We start from the raw sequence: 19,582 nt of genomic DNA on the forward strand, positions 1-19,582 counted from the left end.
AGACATTCCTTGTGTTTTTTATATTCCTTATAGTATTCTCACTACATTTAAACTTGCCGTAATCGCACCTGCTATAGTCGTCACATGCCCTACACCTAACGGGCCATTTTGTAATATTAATGTTGAATTGGCACTCGTTACATTCACAAGAAGTGTATTTGAAATGGCTGGTTCGATTACTACCGTTGATGTCGTCACATTTTGTATGAAACTCCCTGTTACTTGTGTTCCATTTAATAGCAACCTAACGGATACTGTCTCATTCCCACCAGTCGCGTCCCCTTGGAAATAGTAGCTTACTAAATATATTCCTGGTGTGGATACTGTGACAGTTGTAGCACTAGTTAAAGATACACCTGTTCCATATACAGTTGATCCAGAATTAATTGGGATGTTGGCATTTGCTGCAATTGTACTTGTTGAGGTAGAGAAGAAATAGCCACCACCTGTTGATATGGCAGACGATCCAGTAGGACCTGTTGCGCCGGTTGCTCCCGTCGGACCGGTTGGACCTGTCACTCCCGCCTGACCAGTCGCACCGGTTGCTCCTCTTATCCCTTGTAACCCTGTCGGGCCGGTCGCACCAGTCACTCCCGTCGCTCCTGTTGCGCCGGTTGCCCCCGTCACACCTTGTGGACCTTGGATTCCTTGTATTCCTTGTGGGCCTGTTATTCCCGTCGGTCCGGTCGCTCCCGCCTGCCCCGTTATCCCTTGTGGACCTTGGATTCCTTGCACCCCTTGTGGACCAGTTGCTCCCGTCGGTCCTGTTGCTCCCGCCTGCCCCGTTACCCCTTGTGGACCTTGAATTCCTTGGATTCCTTGTGGACCAGTTGCTCCCGTCGGTCCTGTTGCCCCTGTTAGACCGGTTGGACCTGTTGATCCGGTTATTCCTTGTATTCCTTGAGGTCCAGTTGGGCCTGCCTGCCCAATCGGACCTTGTATTCCTTGCAGACCTTGAATGCCCTGTGGACCAGTTGGCCCCTGGATTCCTTGTATTCCCTGAATTCCTTGCGGGCCTGTTGCACCCGTTGGACCAGTTGGCCCCTCTGGACCTTGCACTCCTTGTATTCCAGTCGCACCGGTTGGACCTATATCTCCTTGTGGACCTTGAATTCCTTGGATTCCTTGAGGACCAGTTGGACCTGTTATACCACTTATCCCTTGCACTCCTTGTAAACCTTGAGGACCGGCCTGCCCGATTGGACCTTGGATTCCTTGCAGACCTTGTAAGCCTGTTGGTCCAGTTGCTCCCATTACTCCTTGCTCACCTTGTATTCCTTGTATTCCTTGCGGGCCTGCCTGCCCAATTGGACCTTGTGCCCCTTGCACTCCTTGTTGACCGGTCGGGCCAGTTGCTCCTATCGGTCCTTGTACTCCTTGTAAACCCTGTAATCCGGTTGGACCGGTTGCTCCCATTACTCCTTGTGGACCTTGAATTCCTTGGTCACCCGTTGGACCAGTTGCCCCCATCGGTCCCTGTACTCCTTGCAAACCTGTTAAACCGGTTGCCCCTGTCGGTCCCTGTATTCCTTGCACTCCTTGAATTCCAGTCGCTCCTGTTGCTCCGGTCGCCCCTGTTGCCCCAGTTGCTCCAGTCGGACCGGTTGGACCCCCCGGTGATCCTGCTGGTCCGGTTGGACCGGTTGGGCCTCCTGGCGGACCGGTTGGACCAGTTGCTCCTGTTGGACCGGTTGCAGATCCAGTTGGACCAGTTACTCCCGCCTGACCTGTCGAGCCTGTTGAACCTGGATCCCCTTGCAAGCCAGTTGCCCCTGTTGGTCCTATTACTCCTTGCACTCCTTGTATCCCCTGAGAACCTGTTGGACCTGTTAGACCCATCTCACCTTGTGGACCTTGTAAACCTTGAACGCCAGTTGCCCCTGTTGATCCCATTGGCCCTTGTGGACCTTGAATTCCTTGAGAACCTGTTGGACCAGTTGGACCAATCGGCCCTTGAATGCCTTGTATTCCTGTTACCCCTTGTAAACCACTACTCCCTAAATTACCTTGAACACCTTGTATACCCGTATTTCCAGTTGGACCGATTTCTCCTTGCACTCCTTGTATACCTTGTATTCCGGTTGGGCCGGTTAGACCAATTTCTCCTTGCACTCCTTGTATACCTTGTATTCCGGTTGGACCTGTTTCTCCCATTGGTCCAGGTATTCCTTGTATCCCTTGAATACCTGTTGGACCAGTCGGACCCCTTTCGCCTTGAATACCTTGAACACCTTGAATTCCCTGTGGACCTTGTTCTCCCATCGGACCTTGACTACCTTGAGCACCTTGTGGTCCTGTTAAGCCAGTTGGACCAGGTGGACCAATCTCTCCCTGCACCCCTTGCACTCCTTGAATTCCTGTCGGACCCGTTGGACCAGTTGGTCCCGTAATACCTGACGCCGGAAAAGGAATAGGTGCTTGAAACTTACTACACTTATCTTGATCCTTCACAAGCATCTCCCCCGTTATAACTAACGTGTCAAACTATTTTTAATACATTTAAACTAGCTGTTATCACTCCAGATAATGTCGTTACATGCCCAATAGCTAATGGACCATTTTGCAAAGATAAAGTAGCATTTGAAGAAGCAACATTAATGACCATCGTATTAGAAATCGCTGGTTCTAATACAAAGGTACCTCCTGTAACATAATAAATAAAACTCCCTGCGACTTGCGTTCCATTTAAAGTAAGCCTTACGGAAATCGTTTCATTCCCCCCAGTCGGATCCCCCTGAAAATAATAACTTACTAAATATATTCCCGGCGTACTTAACGTTACAGTTGTTGCATTTGTCAAACTAACACCAGAACCAAAAATTGTAGATCCTGAATTGATTGGTATTAGTGCATTCGCTGCAATTGCACTCGTTGAAGTAGAAAAGAAATAGCCGCCCCCGCTAGGCAAGCCAGTTGCCCCTGTTGCACCTACTATTCCTAAGGAACCTATAGCCCCTATACTACCAGTGGCTCCGGTAGGTCCCACAGCTCCAATCAGCCCTTGACTACCACTAGCCCCTGTCATTCCACTTACTCCAGTTGGGCCTTGCAAACCTTGAATACCTTGAGCACCTTGTATTCCAGTTACTCCGGTTGCTCCGGTAGGTCCTGTACTTCCTGTACTTCCTTGTATCCCCATAATCCCTTGAACGCCTTGTATACCTTGTACTCCGGTCGCCCCTGTTGCTCCAGTCGCTCCTGTTTCTCCAGTTACACCCGTAATTCCAACATTTCCTTGTGGTCCTTCGGGTCCTTGAATACCTTGTGCACCTTGCACCCCTTGAGGACCTGTTATCCCGTTTTCTCCAAGATTCCCTTGGGGACCTCTAATTCCTTGTGCACCTGCCTGCCCTGTTATTCCTTGTATTCCTTGCATACCTTGAGAGCCTTGCGCTCCTGTTGGGCCTACTATACCTTGTATTCCTTGAGTTCCTTGCAAACCAATAGCTCCAGTCGGCCCTATTATTCCTAGCACTCCTTGAGGACCTTGTGCACCTTGCTGACCTGTCAATCCCGTTATCCCTTGTATCCCTTGAACTCCTTGTATTCCTTGTACTCCAGCTGCCCCTGTTTCTCCTCGGATTCCTTGTGTACCTTGTATGCCTTGTGCTCCTGCTGGACCGGTTGCTCCTTGTATTCCTTGTGCACCTTGAACTCCTGCCGCTCCCGTTGTGCCTGTGGGACCTATTATTCCTTGTAACCCTTGTATGCCTTGCGCTCCTGTTGGACCTGTTACTCCTTGCATTCCTTGTATACCTTTAGGACCTTCTGCACCAGTTGGACCAATTTCTCCCCGCAGACCTTGTATTCCTATTGGACCTTCTGCACCGGTTGCTCCTGTTATTCCTTGGTTACCTTGAGAACCTTGTGCACCTTGTACGCCAACTACACCAATTACCCCTTGAGAACCTTGTGCTCCCCTTACACCTTGAGCGCCAGTGGGACCAGTTATACCTTGTAACCCTTGCACTCCTATTGCACCAGTCCCCCCTGTTACACCCCGCGCACCAGTTACACCCGTTGGACCTGTTGGTCCCCCAGGTGGACCGGGTGGGCCAGATGGACCAGTCACTCCACTAGATGGACCAATTGGACCAGTTATTCCCGTCGGACCACCGGGTGGTCCTTCTGGGCCCTGTGTACCAATACTTCCAGTTGCTCCTGTTATCCCTCGTACTCCTTTTGCTCCTTGAAAACCTGTGGATCCGTTTGTTCCTTGTATTCCTTGAACACCTTGTGGACCTTGAGGACCTATTACACCTGTTATCCCCTTTATTCCACTTATCCCTTGAGTTCCTTGTATTCCAGTAGAGCCAGTTGGGCCAGTTATACCTTGTATCCCTTGATCACCTTGGTGTCCTTGCTCTCCAGTAATTCCTTGTATTCCTCGTGGACCTTCTTCTCCTTGTATACCTGTAGTTCCGTCCTCTCCTTGTATTCCTTGCGCCCCTTGGCGGCCTTGGGGACCTGTTACACCTGTTATCCCGGTTACACCTATTTCTCCCTGCATCCCTTGCGCGCCCGTTTGCCCTCGTTCGCCTATCTCTCCTTGTATTCCTTGGACGCCTTGTATTCCTTGACTACCGGCAGGGCCAATTGCTCCTTGTACCCCTTCTAATCCTTGTACTCCAATATCACCCGTTGGCCCTTGATTTCCAATTACTCCTTGAGGACCTTGTAAGCCAACTGGACCAGTAATCCCTTGCTCTCCAGTATCACCTATGGCACCTTGTATTCCTTGAACTCCCGTTGTCCCTCGCAGGTCTTGTATGCCTTGAATACCTTGAGGACCTTGTGGACCCGTTGCTCCTCTAGATCCAGTGATTCCAGGAGGCCCGACTGGACCTTCATGCCCTCCAGTTGGACCAGTTGAACCACTATTACCAGTAGGGCCAGTTGCTCCTATAAGCGGAAGAGGCAGTGCCACTCCAAATTTTTTGCACTTTCTATGATGACGCACAACAATCCCCCTTCCCCAAAATAATTACACCTTTTATATGAAATGCATTTTTATAAGAAAAGTACACCTCTGACCTCATTTTTCAAAAAATAAAGAAGCCTATCATTTCAATTATTTGAAATGATAGGCTTCTTTTTATAAAACAATTTACTTCCTCGCCTTAATAATAAAAGTAGTCGGCACCATTCTCGCTTTATATAAAGAATAATACTTCGTAGAAGGTTCAGCTCGTTCTTCAGCAAATGAGCTCGATGGTTCAGGCTCTTCTATTCTCTCAATTGTAAATCCCGCTCTATTTAACTCATTTATGTATGTACTTATTTTTCTCTTATATAATGTTGCTTCTACGTTTTCTCCCTTAAATGTTTCAAACGTAATAGGGGTTTCCTCATGATAAGAAGACTTAAAAGCAATTTCTTCTGTACCATACTGTAAATTTGAATATACTGGGTGCTCCCAGCTAAAAATAAAACTTCCCCCTGGCTTTACATATGAATAAATTAGTTCCAACGTTTTTCTTAAATTCGAAGTCCAACCTAATGCATAAATGGAATATACAATATCAAAATACCCTTTCGGAATATCCCCTTCCTCTTCCATTGCTCCGCATATTAACTTTGGATTCCAACTCTTTAACGTTTCATTCGCTGTTTTAATTTGCTCACTTGAAAGATCAAGACCCCACACTTCCTCTGCCCCGTGTTCTGCCATATATTGCAACGAATGCCCACTTCCACATCCAATATCAAGAACCTTCTTATTTCTGATTGAATCGAACAAATGAATCTCATCTTCAGACGCTGTATACGGACCATATTTCGGTAAACAATCCACTTGAAAGAAATAAGGTGCAACTGTATCCCAGCACTTTTTATTTAAAGCTAGCATTTGTGTACCTTTCATATTCTACATTCCCCCATCCAATTTTCTTCCCCTAATATAAATTACACATTATAACCCGATCTCCCTTTTCTCTTCGCCCGGTAATTTTTCACTTTCGCAATCGTACCGCACGCTCTTCCTCCTGTTTCTACAGCATACATACCGCACCATCTTTTACTTCCATTTCGCGAATGATCATAAAATACCCAGCGACAATCTGGGCATGCTTTTAACCTCCCCCACAAATTTTCTTGAATTGACATTAACACAATGCTTAATACTTTTGTATATACATTCTCTTCGTGCACAGGCTCATATGTAATACCTTTCATATCTTCTTTTACATGTACATGAAATGGGTATTTCTCTAACCACTTTTGCAATGATCCTTCGCCTTCAACGGTTAACCGAATATCTTCTCGAAAACTTTTTAATTCCTCTATCGTATGAAATGGAACCTCTTCATGAAAATATTTTTTCATAAAGAGCCTTATATCCTCTTCTGTTTGCAGCATATCAATTGGCTCTCTCGTATCGTTTGGTATTTTCCATGTATTTAAAAATTCCCGAATATATTCTAATTCATTTGGTGCGTTTTGATTCAATTCCATCCACCTTCTTCTTAAAATTTACTTTTTTCTGACTTTATGTATAATTATAATATAAAATAGTTAACCATTAAATAATTTTACTGGTTACAATATTAGGAGGAGTTCTATGAAAAGTTTCTCAATACCGATACGTTTCATGCTTATTTCTTCATTTTTTATGTCTTTTGGGTATTTTGCAGTATACGCATTTTTAGCTATTTATCTATTAAGCTTTCTTCATTTTTCTGCTGTTCAAGTAGGAACAGTGTTGACGGTTATGACAATCACATCACGAGTTGTCCCATTATTCTCAGGATTAATTGCTGACAAAATAGGCTATATCATTATGATGATAGCCGGATTATTTTTAAGAGGAATCGGATTTATCGCTTTAGGAATATGCTCTGATTTCTATACAATTTCTATTTCTTCTGCACTTATTGGCTTCGGAACCGCATTTTACGAACCTGCTGCGCGCGCCATATTCGGCTCACAACCAGCTCATATGAGAAAAAATTTATTTACATATTTAAACCTTAGTTTTAATTGCGGTGCAATAATTGGACCAATTGCAGGAGGGTTCTTACTCTTACTCGATCCAATCTATGCTTTTTCTCTAACAGGATCTCTTATGCTGTTATTTGCTTTTATCTTTTACTTACTTAAAAATCACTTCCAAGTCACTACTGAAAATACGTCTATTACATTAGGGCTACAGGCTCTCTTACAAAACAAATCTTTCCTTTTGTTTTCATTTATTATGATTTTCTTCTATATTATGTTTACTCAGCTTACTGTCGCACTTCCACTTCATATGAAAAACATTAGTAATAGCAACCAGCTTGCTACACTAGTTATTACGATAAATGCAATAACAGGCGTCATATTTATGGTATTATTTCAAAAACTATTTCATAAATACAATACACTTTCGATTATTAAATACGGTGTTTTATTAATGAGTATTTCCTTTTTACTCATTCCTTTATTTCAACACCCGTATTGGCTATTTATTTGTGTAATTTTATTTACAATTGGCGAAACACTCGTATTACCTAACGCTGATATTGCTATTGCAAATTACAGTAACGAATCATATACAGCTACTTACTTCGGATTTTATCAACTATCACTCGCATTTGGTTTTATCATCGGTAATTATACCGGTACATCTTTTACATCCAACTTAGGCGGAATGTATACACCATGGCTTATTTTCGGTGGAATAGGACTTATTGGTTTTATTTCACTACATATTTTAAATATTAAAAAAGGATTACCTAAAGAAGATATATACCTATGTAATAATACGAAACAGCTTTAACACATTACAATTGAGATGGTACCTTTAGACAACCGGCCTATAATAAAAAAATTCGACCGTCATATTTGACAGCCGATTTTTTTATTCTTCATATTCAAGATGATTATGTCTTTTACAGCCAAATAAATAGCACCCCCCTATATAATCCGTTTCAAATTCTAACCCTGGAACGTATCCAGATTTGATACGTTCTATCATTGTTTTATAACAATTATTCTCTTCTGTATATTCCTCAATTAACTCTTTCTTATCTTTTTCTGTCCAGTTTTCTTCTACTTCTTCATTCTGAACGTCTTCTATTTCTTCTGTTTTCGCTTCAATAGATTCCCGTATAACTTCATTCATACGGGAGTAATTATTAGCTTTATATAGAGCATACACAAATCTACTAATCCAATTGGGACTTTTCCAGCATTCTTTGTATCCCTTTTCGAACCATTCAATTGCTTCTTTATAGCAATGCAACTCAACATATAAATCTGCTACATTAATTTCTCCTAAAAAATTATCAGATTTCCTGTTAAAAGCATCTAACTTCTCTTTCGCTTCTGTCGTTCGCCCTAAATCAATTAAACATTTTACATAGCTATACATTATATAGTCCGAATCCCCTGCAACTCGCAAGAAAAATTCCGAAGCTCCTTCCAGCTCTCCAAGGTTATAATGAGCTACAGCTACATTGTGATATGCTTCATCGGATGGTTGCATCGAAATAGAATTTTGTAATACTTCTTTCGCTTCTGCCCACTTTTCTTGTTTCAAGTAAATGTCCCCTAAGATGTTATAAGGAAAGTATGAGGAAGGATTCAACTTAATAACTTCCTTTATTAATTCCAGAGCTTTATCAACATTCTCTTCCTCATAAAAGTACATCCAAGCAAGATTATTGAGAGATTGTACACCTCTAGATTCCTGTACTGCTTGGTGAAACAGTTCCATTGCTTTCTCATATTCATTTTGTTCAAACATTTCAATTGCCTTCTCGTTAATATTCAAATAACTACCTCCGAAGTGAATGAATTCATCTATTCCATATCGTTATTTTAATATGAAAAAATTGTAATTTCCATAAAAATAAGTTCTTTCGCCTTTCTACAGAAAATATATACCTACTCTACTGTAAAGATACTGATTTAAAACAATAAGTAAACTGTTCAAACCCCTTAAATTGGATATACAGACTATTTTAATTTACATATTATGGTACAATTAAGAAGAGTGCTAACTAAACATTTACGTTTCGCACTAGCAGTCTAGCAATGCCAAAATCAAAAATCACTTGAAATTGGGGGATGTTATGAGAAAGAAATTAAGTGCTTTTCTATTCTTCTGAATCACATTATCCGGATGTTCAACTATAGTAGAAAATTCTTTAGAAACTGAAAATGGCAGTATTGAATTATTAACACCGACGATTACAACAAAAGATAACGAATTAGAATTTAAGACTGAAGGCATTGATGAAAATAAAGTAACTTTTATTTATGTTGCCAATAAAAAAGTATTCGAACAAAAAATAAAGAATGGTGAATCCTACAAACTTGATATTACAGATATCGAGGATGCTCATAGGACAGACTACAAGCCACGAGTTCAACTTTTACAGAATAAGGATGATGATAAAGACGGAGAAATGGTAACGTTTAAACAAGTTAGATATACAGTTAAAAAAAATTAATTTTATAGGTATTTCATTATAAATGTAACGAACGAAAATTTACTTTTAACAGAGGGTAAATGTAAGGGGTGCTAGCATGAAAAGAAGATGGATTTATTGGTGGATTGGTAACATATTTTGGATTATAACTTTCGGGATATTGACAGCTATCATTTGGCTAAGAGAGGTTGATGGGACTGGTGTTACTCAAACACCTAAGCTGAAATTAATAGCCTTTATCGTTTTATTAATTGCATTTATATTACCACTAATTATTCAGGTTGTATGGTTACTTGTTAATCTGAGAAAAAGTAGAAAAAAATAACGCAGAAAAAAGAGAGGAATCTTTTTCAATATAGATTCCTCTCTTTTTTATATGGGGATTATGCCGTGCTTTTAAAGCTGCATAACTCCCTTTTCTTTACGATACATGTTCATCTTTCTTCTTCATTAATGCTCTTTTCTTCATCGCCTTCGTTAAATATCCGCCTTTAAATGAACGGATTTCATAAGAAGACATAAACGCTTTCGGTGCAATTTCATTAATAATTTCTAACAGTTCTTTTTCTCTAGAACGCTTTGCAACGATATCTAAGCGATAACGTATTGAATTAATTCCTTCGCCTTCAAATACTGTAACACCAAATCCAGAGTGACGTAGTTCATCTACTAATTCATTACAACGGTCTAGCAAACTAACTTGATACGTAATATATCCAATTGCTAATTTATTCTCTATATAACCGCCTAATAATAGTCCCGTACTAAAGCCAATGACATAGGCAATGATGTTCATCCAATTTGATAAATCTTGAAACACAATACCTAAACTGACAATGTAAATAGCTCCTTCTAACAATCCAACACCAGCAGCGGATCTTGTTTGATTCTTTACAAGCAAAATCGTACGGATTGTTAAAATTGGAACGTAAATAATTTGAAGCACAAAAATAAGTAACGCTTGTAACATTGGTATCCACCTCTTTCAAAAAGTCTTTTGTCATAATAACATACATAACCTTTAGAAATCGATGGGTTTTTAAATTTTTTTACATTATTTTTCATACTATTGAAAAACGCAAAAAAGAAGCGTATTATATTTGTCGTTAATTTGATTCCCTTCATTAGCTTGCTTAAACTCAAAAAAGGAACCCCACTAGGTCCCTTTCATCATAGCCCTATGTTTTTCGAAGCCTGTTCTCTTTGCTTCTCTTCTTCTTTCACTAACTGCACATTTGCATAAGCTAAATTCGCAATCATTAAAAAGTGACCACCTAAAATACCTGTACCGAATGCCCACATTTCCATTTCATGCTCAATTTCATACATAATAATAGCCCCTAAAATGGCTGCTGCAAATCGGTTTAGAACTCCTAATCCAGGAGCCTTTTCTTTCATGACGATACTTTTCCCAAGTTTCTCCACTCTGCGAGCTAATAACCAAAGGCAATATGCACTTACAGCTAATCCGATACCAAACCCTGTTACTTGTTTTCCAAACGGAGTAATCGTCCACATAAGTAGTAAACCACTAAAGATCGCATACAATTGTAATCGATATACACGTAAGGCTGCTTGAATCAAAATATCCGCTCCTAATTTCGCATTTTTTATACTTTAGAAGAAAAGCAGCAACTTACACAGTTGCTGCTTTCTCTTCTTCTTGTTCTTGCTCCATCTTACGAATTTCAACACGTTTAATTTGGTAAGCGTCTTTTTCTAACACTTTAAATTCATAACCTTCCGCCTCAACATGTTGTCCTTCTTCAATTTCATGATTTTGCATCATAATCCAGCCACCGATTGTATCCACATCATCTTCTTCAATGTGTAATCCAAATAAATCTTTCACTTCGGAGATAAGCACTTTTCCATCAACGATTTTATGGTGCTCATTCACATGCTGAATTGGTGGTGCTTCATCTTCATCATATTCGTCACGAATTTCGCCGACGATTTCCTCCAAGATATCTTCAAGCGTTACAATTCCAGCTGTTCCTCCGTACTCATCATATAAAACAGCCATCGGAATTCGCTTCTTCTGCATTTGAAGTAATAAATCGTGAATTGGAGTTGTTTCCATCACTTCAATAATCGGACGCATATACGTGCGAATCGATGATAAATCTTCTTTATCGTTGTTCATATATCGAATAAAGAAATCTTTTACATTGACCATACCGATAATATCATCTTTATCTTCTCCAAAAATCGGATAACGTGTGTATCGTTCATTTTGGATTACTTTCATGTGTTCTTCTACTGAATCTTCCAGGTAGAAACCAATGATTTCTGTTCGCGGTACCATAATCTCTTTTGCAATACGATTATCAAATTCAAAAATGTTATTTACATACTTGTATTCAGCCTGATTAATTTCACCACTTTCATAGCTATCTGAAAGGATAAGGCGTAATTCTTCCTCTGTATGAGCTACTTCATGTTCTGAAGCTGGTTTTAAACCGAATAAGCCAGTTACAACACGAGCTGAACCGTTTAATACCCAAATAAATGGATACATGACTTTATAAAACATCATTAACGGACCTGCCAATAACAACGTTACTTGTTCAGCCTTTTGAATTGCCATCGTCTTCGGAGCTAATTCCCCTACTACAACGTGTAAATACGTCATTAGCATAAAAGCAAGACCAAATGTTAATACTGATGAGATAGAAGGATTTATGTTCCATTTCTCAAATAACGGGTGTAATAACTTTTCAATTGTCGGTTCACCTAACCAACCTAATCCCATAGCTGTAACTGTAATACCTAATTGACAAGCAGATAAATATTCATCTAAATTTGTTGTTACCTTTTTCGCTGCTAAAGCACCGCGTTTCCCTTCCGCAACAAGCTGATCAATACGACTTGAACGTACCTTTACAATCGCAAACTCTGCTGCTACGAAAAATCCAGTAAATGCGATTAAAATCGCAACCATGACTAAATTAAATATTTCCAATGAATCCCCTTAGTTTAAAAAACTAAGGTGTCCACCTCCTGTATACTATAATGTTTTCTTATTTGTTCATTAGAAAACATAGCCCGATACAAAAATTAAAGAGGTCGGATTTCACTTTTTTCTATAATAATAGAACAAGTGTCTGTATTAAAGCTGTCGTTTGACCAGATAAAGATTTCGATATTTTTTCACGTTGTGAATCAGTCAATCCATCTAAAAGCGGCTTTAACTCCGTTAACTCTGCTTCTAATCGATGAATATGGTCTGTCACTTCATTCACTTGTTTCGAAACGTGTTCATTGATACCGAGCAGCTTCTTCTTCTCCTCGATTTTCTCTTTAATCTCACAAAGCGGCATATGCATTTCTTTGCACTTCTCAATAAATTGTAATGTCTCAAATGCTGTTTCATCGTAATAGCGATAATTAGATTGAGATCGCTCCGCTTTTAAGATTCCTAGATTCGTATAATAATCAATCGTGCGTTTCGACACGTGAGCCATGAGAGCCAACTGTCCGATTCGATACACCTTCCCAACGATCTTCCCCCCTTGTTTATATTACTAACATCATACAATACATAAACTGTACAGTCAAACGTGACGGTTTATTATTCATAATTTATACAAAATTTATCGCCTTATCTTATATGACCTAACTTATTAATTTAACTATATAGCAAAATACTCAAATTCAAAAAACCAAAACGAACAAAATATAACTATGAAATTGCCCGTTCCTTTCTAATTTAAATACATATCATAATAACATCGATATCAAATTCTTTTTAATTGAGAGGAAAAAATGAAAGCTTTTATTCTTGCCGGTGGATTTTGTACACTTGGAAAACAATCGAGAGATTTTCTCCATGTGGATGACGTCACTGATGCTCTCGTAACAGTATTAGAACACGACGTTACTGGCACAATCAATATCGCTTCTAGTCAATCTGTACAAATTAAAGAATTAGCTTCTATATACTATACTTTCTTAAACAACCACCATTTTCTAAAGAATCCACTCCGTATAATAATCATCCCAATAAACTGAAAATTAAGTTATAATATCATTATAAAATATGAAGGGGGAATGCACGCATGTACTACAACACTTCATTCGAAAACGATCAACCTGTAGGCCGTCTATAAACTAAGACGGGCAATCATATAACACATACACTATGCCTCGTCTTAGGGAACTACTATTACCCTAAAAATAGACGGAGGTACTTTAACATGAAACAAACAATTTTAGGAGCTATATGTTTATCACTCGCAGCAAGTATATGGGGCGGTATGTACGTTGTTAGCAAATATGTACTCGACTTTATTCCACCACTAACACTCGTTTGGCTACGTTTTATTATCGCTTTCGTTGTTTTATATTTCATTTTGAAAATAGCTGAGAAAAAGCAAAAGAAAAAAGTAACCATTCGCAAAAAAGACTGGCTTTTATTCGCTTGGATTGGATTTATCGGATATTTCATTTCGATCACATGTCAATTCATCGGAACAAAATTATCCGACGCTCATACAGGCTCTTTAGTAACATCAGCTACACCTGCATTTATGGTTATATTTGCAGCGCTTATTTTAAAAGAAAAACTAACCGCTCGTAGATTGTTATCTACTATCGTAGCGACAATCGGTGTCATTATCGTAATCGGATGGGATATTGAAATTGGCTCCTATTTTATCGGAACAATCATATTAGTCGGGGCCGCTATTACGTGGGCTTTACTATCCATTTATGTGAAGATTGCTTCAGCCAAATTTTCATCTTTAGTTATTACAACGTACGCAATATTCTTTTCACTCTTTTTTATTACACCTTTTATGGTATGGGAATTTCAAACAAACCCGATTGAAGATTTGAACATGTATGTAGTATTAGGCGTACTATATTTAGGAATCATCTCAACAGCAGGTGCCTTTTTCCTTTGGAATAAAGGATTAGAATTAATAGATGCTAGCATCGGTTCATTATTTTTCTTCTTCCAACCTATCGTCGGATCATTGCTTGGTTGGCTACTCTTAAATGAAACATTAAATATCAACTTTTTTATTGGTGGTATTCTTATTATATGTAGTGTTTTCATTACTACGTTTGAAAAGAAATGAAAAAACAGGCAGAGATTTTTAATCTCTGCCTGTTCGTATATACTCTTTACGCACTCCAATGCGATGGACGGGACAACAATTCCGGCAATTTCGTATGTGTATCCCCTCTCGCCGCATTAATTTGAACTTGCGTCAGAAAAATACTATTTGTAAAATCGGCCCCGCGAATATCTGCATCCCGTAAATCTGCTCCGATGAGATCTGCTCCTCTTAAGTTTGCTCCATTTAAGTTAGCCGCAATTAAGTAAGCTCCTCTTAAATTCGCCCCTTGTAAATTTTTCTTTTTCAGATTTGCTCCCATAAGGTCTGCTCCGCGGTGACTAATTCGTTTCTTACGCGCTGCATTCATTTCCTTCCAAACTAGCTCACTCGTTTCTAAAAGTAAAACATTCACTTCTGCACGGTGTAATGGAATATGTATTTTCATTAACTCGTCCGCAGTTAAATTCGAAAGTCGCTCTGTCTCTTCAATCGCTTTACTTAGTTCTTTATGAATCGATTGTGTCGCCTTTAAAAGAATAGCTTCATTCAAATACCAAAGCATTTCATGGAGCTGATGCATAACCGGAAAAGCATCATACATTTTTCTTGCATGCCCGGCATCTTTCCGCCAATCAATCCCTTTAAACGTAACTTGAGAAATCTTTTGTCCAGCACCGAAACATTCAAATACTGTACAGCCTTTATAGCCATTTCCTCTAAGATTTTTATGTATACTACATTTAAAATCTGATTGTAAATTGGCACATGGTTTACCACCATCTTTATTCACTGCAAAATCTACCGATGCTGCGAACGGTAACGCTACACAACATAAACCGAAGCATTTTTCGCAGTTTGCTTTTAAATGATCGTTATGATTAGTCAAAATGTATACCCCCTGTTGTCTTTTGACTATTTCATAATATTCCAACTGCACTAAATAATCAATTTTAAAATAAATTGGCATCTTTCATTTCAAATCACAACTTTATCATTCGATTTCCTTTCAATTGAAAAAGACAGTCTCTATCTAATGAATTATAATTAAATTATAAAAATTCAAACTAAAAGGAGAATTACTATGGCACTACAAATGAAAACAAACTGTCAAATTTGCGATCAATCTCTCGAACAAGATTCTGAAGCTTACATTTGTGTGTATGAATGTACATTTTGTGCACCGTGTACAGAAGAAAGACAAAACGTTTGCCCAAACTGCGGCGGCGAGTTAGTACGTAGACCGAAAAAGAAATAGTAAAAAGCAAAGCGATATCGCTTTGCTTTTTTAGACAGCTGAAATTATATCAACGATTTTTCAAATATATCGAACACAACTTCAAATATATCAACGATTTTTTCAATATATCGACGTTTCGACAAAGGATATCGACTTACTGACAAATAACGACATCTCTATACCCATTCAGCTTCAACACAACTTAAATATTTAAAAATTTAACACAAACAGGCTCTGGCACAACAACATCAGATTGGATAAGTGTTAACTTACCTGTAGATTCATGTCTTGAAAATAGTACAAGATTATGCGACTTTTCATTTGTAGCAACAAGGAACTTTTCAGTAGGATCTAATACAAAGTCCCTCGACCAATTTCCTTCTGTAGATGTATGTTCAACAAATGTAAGCTGGCCTGAGTTTTGATCCACGCTGAAAACAGCGATACTATTATGACCGCGATTGCCTGCATATACAAAACTGCCATCAGAAGAAATATGAATCGCACTTCCTTGATTATTTTCATCAAATGCTTTAGGAACAGTAGAAATATACTGTAATTCTGTAAAGGATCCTTCTGCCGGATTATATGTTAACACAATAACCTCTGAACTAATCTCCGTCATCACATACGCATACTTTCCATTTGGATGAAAAGTAATATGTCTCGGACCACTTCCTGGGTTTACAGATAAGCTATTCACTTCTTTTAATACACTATCTTTTATTTCATACGTAATTAATTTATCTATCCCTAAATCAACACCCACCACATATTTTTCATCAGGAGTATATCCCGCGTAATGTGCATGTGGTTTTTCTTGTCTTTCTTTATTTGGACCTGAACCTTCATGTGCCATAATAGAGGCGGCAGGATTTACAGTTCCATTTTTTTCATTTACTAAGAAAGACTCAATCGTTCCTTTATGGTAATTCGCTGTAACTACTGTATGATTTCCACTATCAACACTAATATGACAAGGAGAAGCCCCTTCTACTACTTGTCTATTTTCTGCCTTTAGCTCTCCAGTTTTACTATTAATCGAATAAGCAGCTACACCACCAGCTTCGCCTTCCTTAACAACAGAATAGAGATATTCATTATTTCGATTAATCGTTACATATGTAGGGTTATCAAGCTTGGCCGCAAGTGTTACGTTACTAATTTTCTTTGCTTCCGTATTTAAAGTAAACGTATATATTCCTTCGCTATTTTCTTTCGTGTACGTTCCAACATATCCAATAAACTCTTTGTTATCTTTCATTTTCATAACCCTCTCTCCCTATATTGTTCATCATACTTCTTAAAATATTTTATGTTGAAAGAGTATCCTAAAAAATTGGAGTACCTCTTTATACGTTACCATATTTCCCTGCTAAATAGCCTTTAAACCCACTTTTTTTGATACGCTGCTATACTTTCATATTCTTCTTCCAATTGACGGGACAGACGAATATAGATTGGTGTTAAATCTTTATATTTTTCCACACTTTCCATGTTTGGCTCATGATAAAAATTTGCACCTACCATTTCAGAAACTACATGTAACGTATCAACTTCACCTAAACTATATAAACCGAGGATCGCAGCTCCTAAGCAAGAGCTTTCAAAACTTTCCGGAACATATACGTCTTGATGAAAAATATCTGCCATCATCTGTCTCCAAAGTTCCGATCTTGCAAAACCGCCTGTCGCTTGAATTTTTTTCGGTTCACCAATTAGCTCTTTTAAAGCAAGAAGAACTGTATACAAGTTATAAATGATTCCCTCTAAAACAGCACGGATAAGATGCTCTTTCTTGTGATGTAGTCCAAGTCCAAAGAAAGATCCCCGCGCATTCGCATTCCATAAAGGTGCTCTTTCCCCTGCTAAATATGGATGAAATAACAAACCATCCGATCCAGGATTCACTTTTGCTGCTATTTCCGTAAGCAATTCATAAGGATCTTTCCCTAAACGCTTCCCATCCTCAACTTCTAACGCACATAATTGGTCGCGAACCCACCTAAAAATCATGCCACCATTATTAACCGGTCCACCAATTACCCAAAGGTCCTCAGTTAACGCGTAACAAAAAGTCCTACCTTTCGGATCCGTTACAGGCTGATTTGTTACAACTCGTACTGCACCGCTCGTACCAATTGTAATAGCAACAACCCCAGGTTTTATTGCATTCACACCTAAATTCGATAGTACTCCATCACTCGCTCCTACTACAAAAGGTGTAGAAACAAGTACATTCATCTCTTTTGCAAGTTCTTCATCTAATCCTATTAAGCTGTGCGTCGTTGGAACAAGTTTAGAAAGCTTTTCATCAGAAATCCCTGCAACACGAAGAGCTTCCTCATCCCATTTTAAAGATTTCAAATTAAACATTCCTGTTGCTGATGCTATAGAATAATCAATTACATATTCCTTAAATAACTTATAGAAAACATACTCTTTAATAGAGATGAATTTATAGCTCTTTGCAAACAACTCAGCATGTTCATTTTTAAGCCAAACTAATTTTGAAAGCGGTGACATAGGATGGATTGGTGTTCCAGTACGAAGGTAAATTTCATGACCATTCATATCATTTTTTATTTTTTCTGCCCAGCTTGCACTTCTATTATCTGCCCAAGTAATACATCTCGTTAACGGCTTCCCTGCTTCGTCTACAGCAATGACACTATGCATTGCCGAACTAAAAGAAACACAAAGAATATCAACTGGCTGCACATTACTTGATTGTATAGTTTCTTTAATCGTATGTATGGCCGCTTGAAAAATCTCTTCTGGATCTTGTTCTGCTGTTTCTTGCGCGGGTGAATACAAAGGATATTCAATCCCATGGCTTGCAATAACAGATCCATCGATCGAAAACAAAACTGATTTTGTACTAGTTGTCCCAATATCTACACCAATCATATATTTCGAGCTCACTATGTAACCCCTTTCAAATTATTCCTATAACAAAAGAGCACCATGATGTATACAAAAAGACGCTCCCTTATGAGAGCTATGTTTTCATAAACTTCACTCGCATAAGGGGCTCCTTTTTATAACCATTGTGCTGTTTTGAAAATGCATGGTGTCTTTTCATATTTCTGCTTTCACGTTATAAGGTGCCAAACTCGAGATTTATTTTACAGGATGAAGTTACATAGAGATTGGTCCTCTCGTGAAAAAGCAATTTGTGAAAACTTTACTTCCTTATAACTTAGGCGCTTTCGCCCAATCCGCAGCAAACTTTTCAATACCTTGATCGGTTAGTGGGTGCATAGCAAGTTGTTCAATGACTTTATAAGGAATTGTAGCAATATGTGCACCTGCCATCGCTACACGAGTTACATGGTCTGGGTGTCTAACAGAAGCCGCAATAATTTGTGTATCTAATAGATGAATATCGAATAATTCAGCAATTTTAGCAACTAATAGTACGCCATCTTCAGAAATATCATCCAAACGGCCTAAAAATGGAGAAACGTACGTTGCACCTGCTCGAGCAGCTAAAAGAGCTTGGTTCACAGTGAAAATAAGCGTAACGTTCGTTTTCACACCTTTTTCAGTAAGGTAACGACAAGCTTCTAATCCTGCTAGTGTCATCGGCAGTTTTATCGTAACTTTTTCATCGCCACCGTTAATTTTAATCAGTTCTTCTGCTTGAGCGATCATCTCTTCGGCTGTAACAGCATCTGGCGTTACTTCTGCCGAAACAGATTCAACGTTAGGCACTGCCTGACAAATTTCTGTAATACGGTCTTCAAACTTAATGCCCTCTTTCGCTACTAAAGAAGGATTCGTTGTAACGCCAGCTAAGACACCTAGTTTATATGCCTTTTTTATGTCTTCAAGATTTGCAGTATCAATAAAAAACTTCATGA

18 protein-coding genes and 1 pseudogene are annotated in these 19,582 nt (G+C 38.9%); 6 read left to right on the plus strand and 13 right to left on the minus strand.

Annotation, left to right across the window (positions count from 1 at the left end; genetic code table 11):
* Window positions 1–27 precede the first annotated feature (27 nt).
* From QCI41_RS07070 to QCI41_RS07085, 4 genes are all read right to left on the minus strand, one after another.
* The gene (locus QCI41_RS07070) at window positions 28–2,457 is read right to left on the minus strand and encodes a BC_3345 family exosporium-associated protein (protein ID WP_353837816.1); all 2,430 of its coding nucleotides are present in this window, start codon (window positions 2,455–2,457) and stop codon (window positions 28–30) included.
* A gap of 22 nt (window positions 2,458–2,479) precedes the next feature.
* A complete protein-coding gene (locus QCI41_RS07075; RefSeq protein WP_353837815.1) occupies window positions 2,480–4,960 on the minus strand; it encodes a collagen-like protein in 2,481 nt (826 codons plus the stop codon).
* A gap of 147 nt (window positions 4,961–5,107) precedes the next feature.
* Entirely contained in the window at window positions 5,108–5,863 is a 756-nt protein-coding gene (locus QCI41_RS07080; protein WP_353837814.1) for a class I SAM-dependent methyltransferase, read from the minus strand.
* A 41-nt stretch (window positions 5,864–5,904) separates the two neighbouring features.
* Window positions 5,905–6,447, minus strand: coding sequence for a CGNR zinc finger domain-containing protein (locus QCI41_RS07085; RefSeq protein WP_353837813.1), 543 nt, complete (start codon window positions 6,445–6,447; stop codon window positions 5,905–5,907).
* 112 nt (window positions 6,448–6,559) lie between these two features.
* Between QCI41_RS07085 and QCI41_RS07090 the strand changes: the two genes are divergently transcribed.
* Window positions 6,560–7,756, plus strand: coding sequence for an MDR family MFS transporter (locus QCI41_RS07090; RefSeq protein ID WP_353837812.1), 1,197 nt, complete (start codon window positions 6,560–6,562; stop codon window positions 7,754–7,756).
* Between the two features lie 81 nt (window positions 7,757–7,837).
* Here QCI41_RS07090 and QCI41_RS07095 read toward each other — a convergent pair whose 3' ends face one another.
* Window positions 7,838–8,752: a tetratricopeptide repeat protein gene (locus tag QCI41_RS07095; protein WP_353837811.1), complete on the minus strand. Its 915-nt coding sequence runs from the start codon at window positions 8,750–8,752 to the stop codon at window positions 7,838–7,840.
* 337 nt (window positions 8,753–9,089) lie between these two features.
* Between QCI41_RS07095 and QCI41_RS07100 the strand changes: the two genes are divergently transcribed.
* Entirely contained in the window at window positions 9,090–9,434 is a 345-nt protein-coding gene (locus tag QCI41_RS07100) for a hypothetical protein (RefSeq protein WP_353838859.1), read from the plus strand.
* Window positions 9,435–9,510: 76 nt separating this feature from the next.
* Window positions 9,511–9,738 carry a DUF3923 family protein gene (locus QCI41_RS07105; RefSeq protein ID WP_353837810.1) on the plus strand — a complete coding sequence of 76 codons (228 nt, stop codon included), beginning with the start codon at window positions 9,511–9,513 and terminating at the stop codon, window positions 9,736–9,738.
* Between the two features lie 96 nt (window positions 9,739–9,834).
* Here QCI41_RS07105 and QCI41_RS07110 read toward each other — a convergent pair whose 3' ends face one another.
* The 4 genes from QCI41_RS07110 to QCI41_RS07125 all read right to left on the minus strand — a co-directional run bounded on the left by QCI41_RS07110 (window position 9,835) and on the right by QCI41_RS07125 (window position 12,907).
* Window positions 9,835–10,383: a DUF2179 domain-containing protein gene (locus QCI41_RS07110; protein ID WP_000938437.1), complete on the minus strand. Its 549-nt coding sequence runs from the start codon at window positions 10,381–10,383 to the stop codon at window positions 9,835–9,837.
* 200 nt (window positions 10,384–10,583) lie between these two features.
* Window positions 10,584–10,997 (minus strand): ATP synthase subunit I, encoded by a 414-nt coding sequence (locus QCI41_RS07115; RefSeq protein ID WP_353837809.1) that lies wholly within the window; start codon window positions 10,995–10,997, stop codon window positions 10,584–10,586.
* A 52-nt stretch (window positions 10,998–11,049) separates the two neighbouring features.
* Window positions 11,050–12,378 (minus strand): hemolysin family protein, encoded by a 1,329-nt coding sequence (locus tag QCI41_RS07120; protein ID WP_046957914.1) that lies wholly within the window; start codon window positions 12,376–12,378, stop codon window positions 11,050–11,052.
* 121 nt (window positions 12,379–12,499) lie between these two features.
* A complete protein-coding gene (locus QCI41_RS07125; RefSeq protein WP_000285638.1) occupies window positions 12,500–12,907 on the minus strand; it encodes a MerR family transcriptional regulator in 408 nt (135 codons plus the stop codon).
* A 304-nt stretch (window positions 12,908–13,211) separates the two neighbouring features.
* On the opposite strand from QCI41_RS07125, the pseudogene QCI41_RS07130 reads away from it, so the two are divergent.
* Window positions 13,212–13,391 (plus strand): annotated as a pseudogene (locus tag QCI41_RS07130) (NAD-dependent epimerase/dehydratase family protein); the annotation flags it as partial.
* A 221-nt stretch (window positions 13,392–13,612) separates the two neighbouring features.
* On the plus strand, window positions 13,613–14,497 hold the full coding sequence (locus QCI41_RS07135) for a DMT family transporter (protein WP_353837808.1): 885 nt from the start codon (window positions 13,613–13,615) through the stop codon (window positions 14,495–14,497).
* Between the two features lie 46 nt (window positions 14,498–14,543).
* On the opposite strand, the gene QCI41_RS07140 is transcribed toward QCI41_RS07135, so the two are convergent.
* A complete protein-coding gene (locus tag QCI41_RS07140) occupies window positions 14,544–15,365 on the minus strand; it encodes a pentapeptide repeat-containing protein (protein ID WP_353837807.1) in 822 nt (273 codons plus the stop codon).
* A 195-nt stretch (window positions 15,366–15,560) separates the two neighbouring features.
* Here QCI41_RS07140 and QCI41_RS07145 point away from each other — a divergent pair, with 195 nt between their 5' ends.
* Window positions 15,561–15,734 carry a DUF1272 domain-containing protein gene (locus tag QCI41_RS07145; protein ID WP_060631633.1) on the plus strand — a complete coding sequence of 58 codons (174 nt, stop codon included), beginning with the start codon at window positions 15,561–15,563 and terminating at the stop codon, window positions 15,732–15,734.
* 184 nt (window positions 15,735–15,918) lie between these two features.
* Here the strand turns inward: QCI41_RS07145 and QCI41_RS07150 are convergent, their stop codons facing one another.
* The 3 genes from QCI41_RS07150 to fsa all read right to left on the minus strand — a co-directional run bounded on the left by QCI41_RS07150 (window position 15,919) and on the right by fsa (window position 19,580).
* Window positions 15,919–16,986, minus strand: coding sequence for a lactonase family protein (locus QCI41_RS07150; protein ID WP_483299055.1), 1,068 nt, complete (start codon window positions 16,984–16,986; stop codon window positions 15,919–15,921).
* Window positions 16,987–17,102: 116 nt separating this feature from the next.
* Window positions 17,103–18,644: a gluconokinase gene (gene gntK, locus QCI41_RS07155; RefSeq protein ID WP_353838857.1), complete on the minus strand. Its 1,542-nt coding sequence runs from the start codon at window positions 18,642–18,644 to the stop codon at window positions 17,103–17,105.
* 267 nt (window positions 18,645–18,911) lie between these two features.
* Complete coding sequence (gene fsa, locus QCI41_RS07160; RefSeq protein WP_353837806.1) at window positions 18,912–19,580, minus strand: fructose-6-phosphate aldolase; 669 nt, start codon at window positions 19,578–19,580, stop codon at window positions 18,912–18,914.
* Window positions 19,581–19,582 lie beyond the last annotated feature (2 nt).

The sequence above is a fragment of the Bacillus cereus group sp. MG4 genome (genome assembly GCF_040460055.1).
Taxonomy (GTDB): domain Bacteria; phylum Bacillota; class Bacilli; order Bacillales; family Bacillaceae_G; genus Bacillus_A; species Bacillus_A wiedmannii.

Coding starts and splice junctions, on each gene's coding strand:
- QCI41_RS07070 (WP_353837816.1), bottom strand. CDS start 2,457: ATGCTTGTGAAGGATCAAGATAAGTGTAGTAAGTTTCAAGCACCTATT.
- QCI41_RS07080 (WP_353837814.1), bottom strand. CDS start 5,863: ATGAAAGGTACACAAATGCTAGCTTTAAATAAAAAGTGCTGGGATACA.
- QCI41_RS07090 (WP_353837812.1), top strand. CDS start 6,560: ATGAAAAGTTTCTCAATACCGATACGTTTCATGCTTATTTCTTCATTT.
- QCI41_RS07105 (WP_353837810.1), top strand. CDS start 9,511: ATGAAAAGAAGATGGATTTATTGGTGGATTGGTAACATATTTTGGATT.
- QCI41_RS07110 (WP_000938437.1), bottom strand. CDS start 10,383: ATGTTACAAGCGTTACTTATTTTTGTGCTTCAAATTATTTACGTTCCA.
- QCI41_RS07135 (WP_353837808.1), top strand. CDS start 13,613: ATGAAACAAACAATTTTAGGAGCTATATGTTTATCACTCGCAGCAAGT.
- QCI41_RS07145 (WP_060631633.1), top strand. CDS start 15,561: ATGGCACTACAAATGAAAACAAACTGTCAAATTTGCGATCAATCTCTC.
- QCI41_RS07150 (WP_483299055.1), bottom strand. CDS start 16,986: ATGAAAATGAAAGATAACAAAGAGTTTATTGGATATGTTGGAACGTAC.
- fsa (WP_353837806.1), bottom strand. CDS start 19,580: ATGAAGTTTTTTATTGATACTGCAAATCTTGAAGACATAAAAAAGGCA.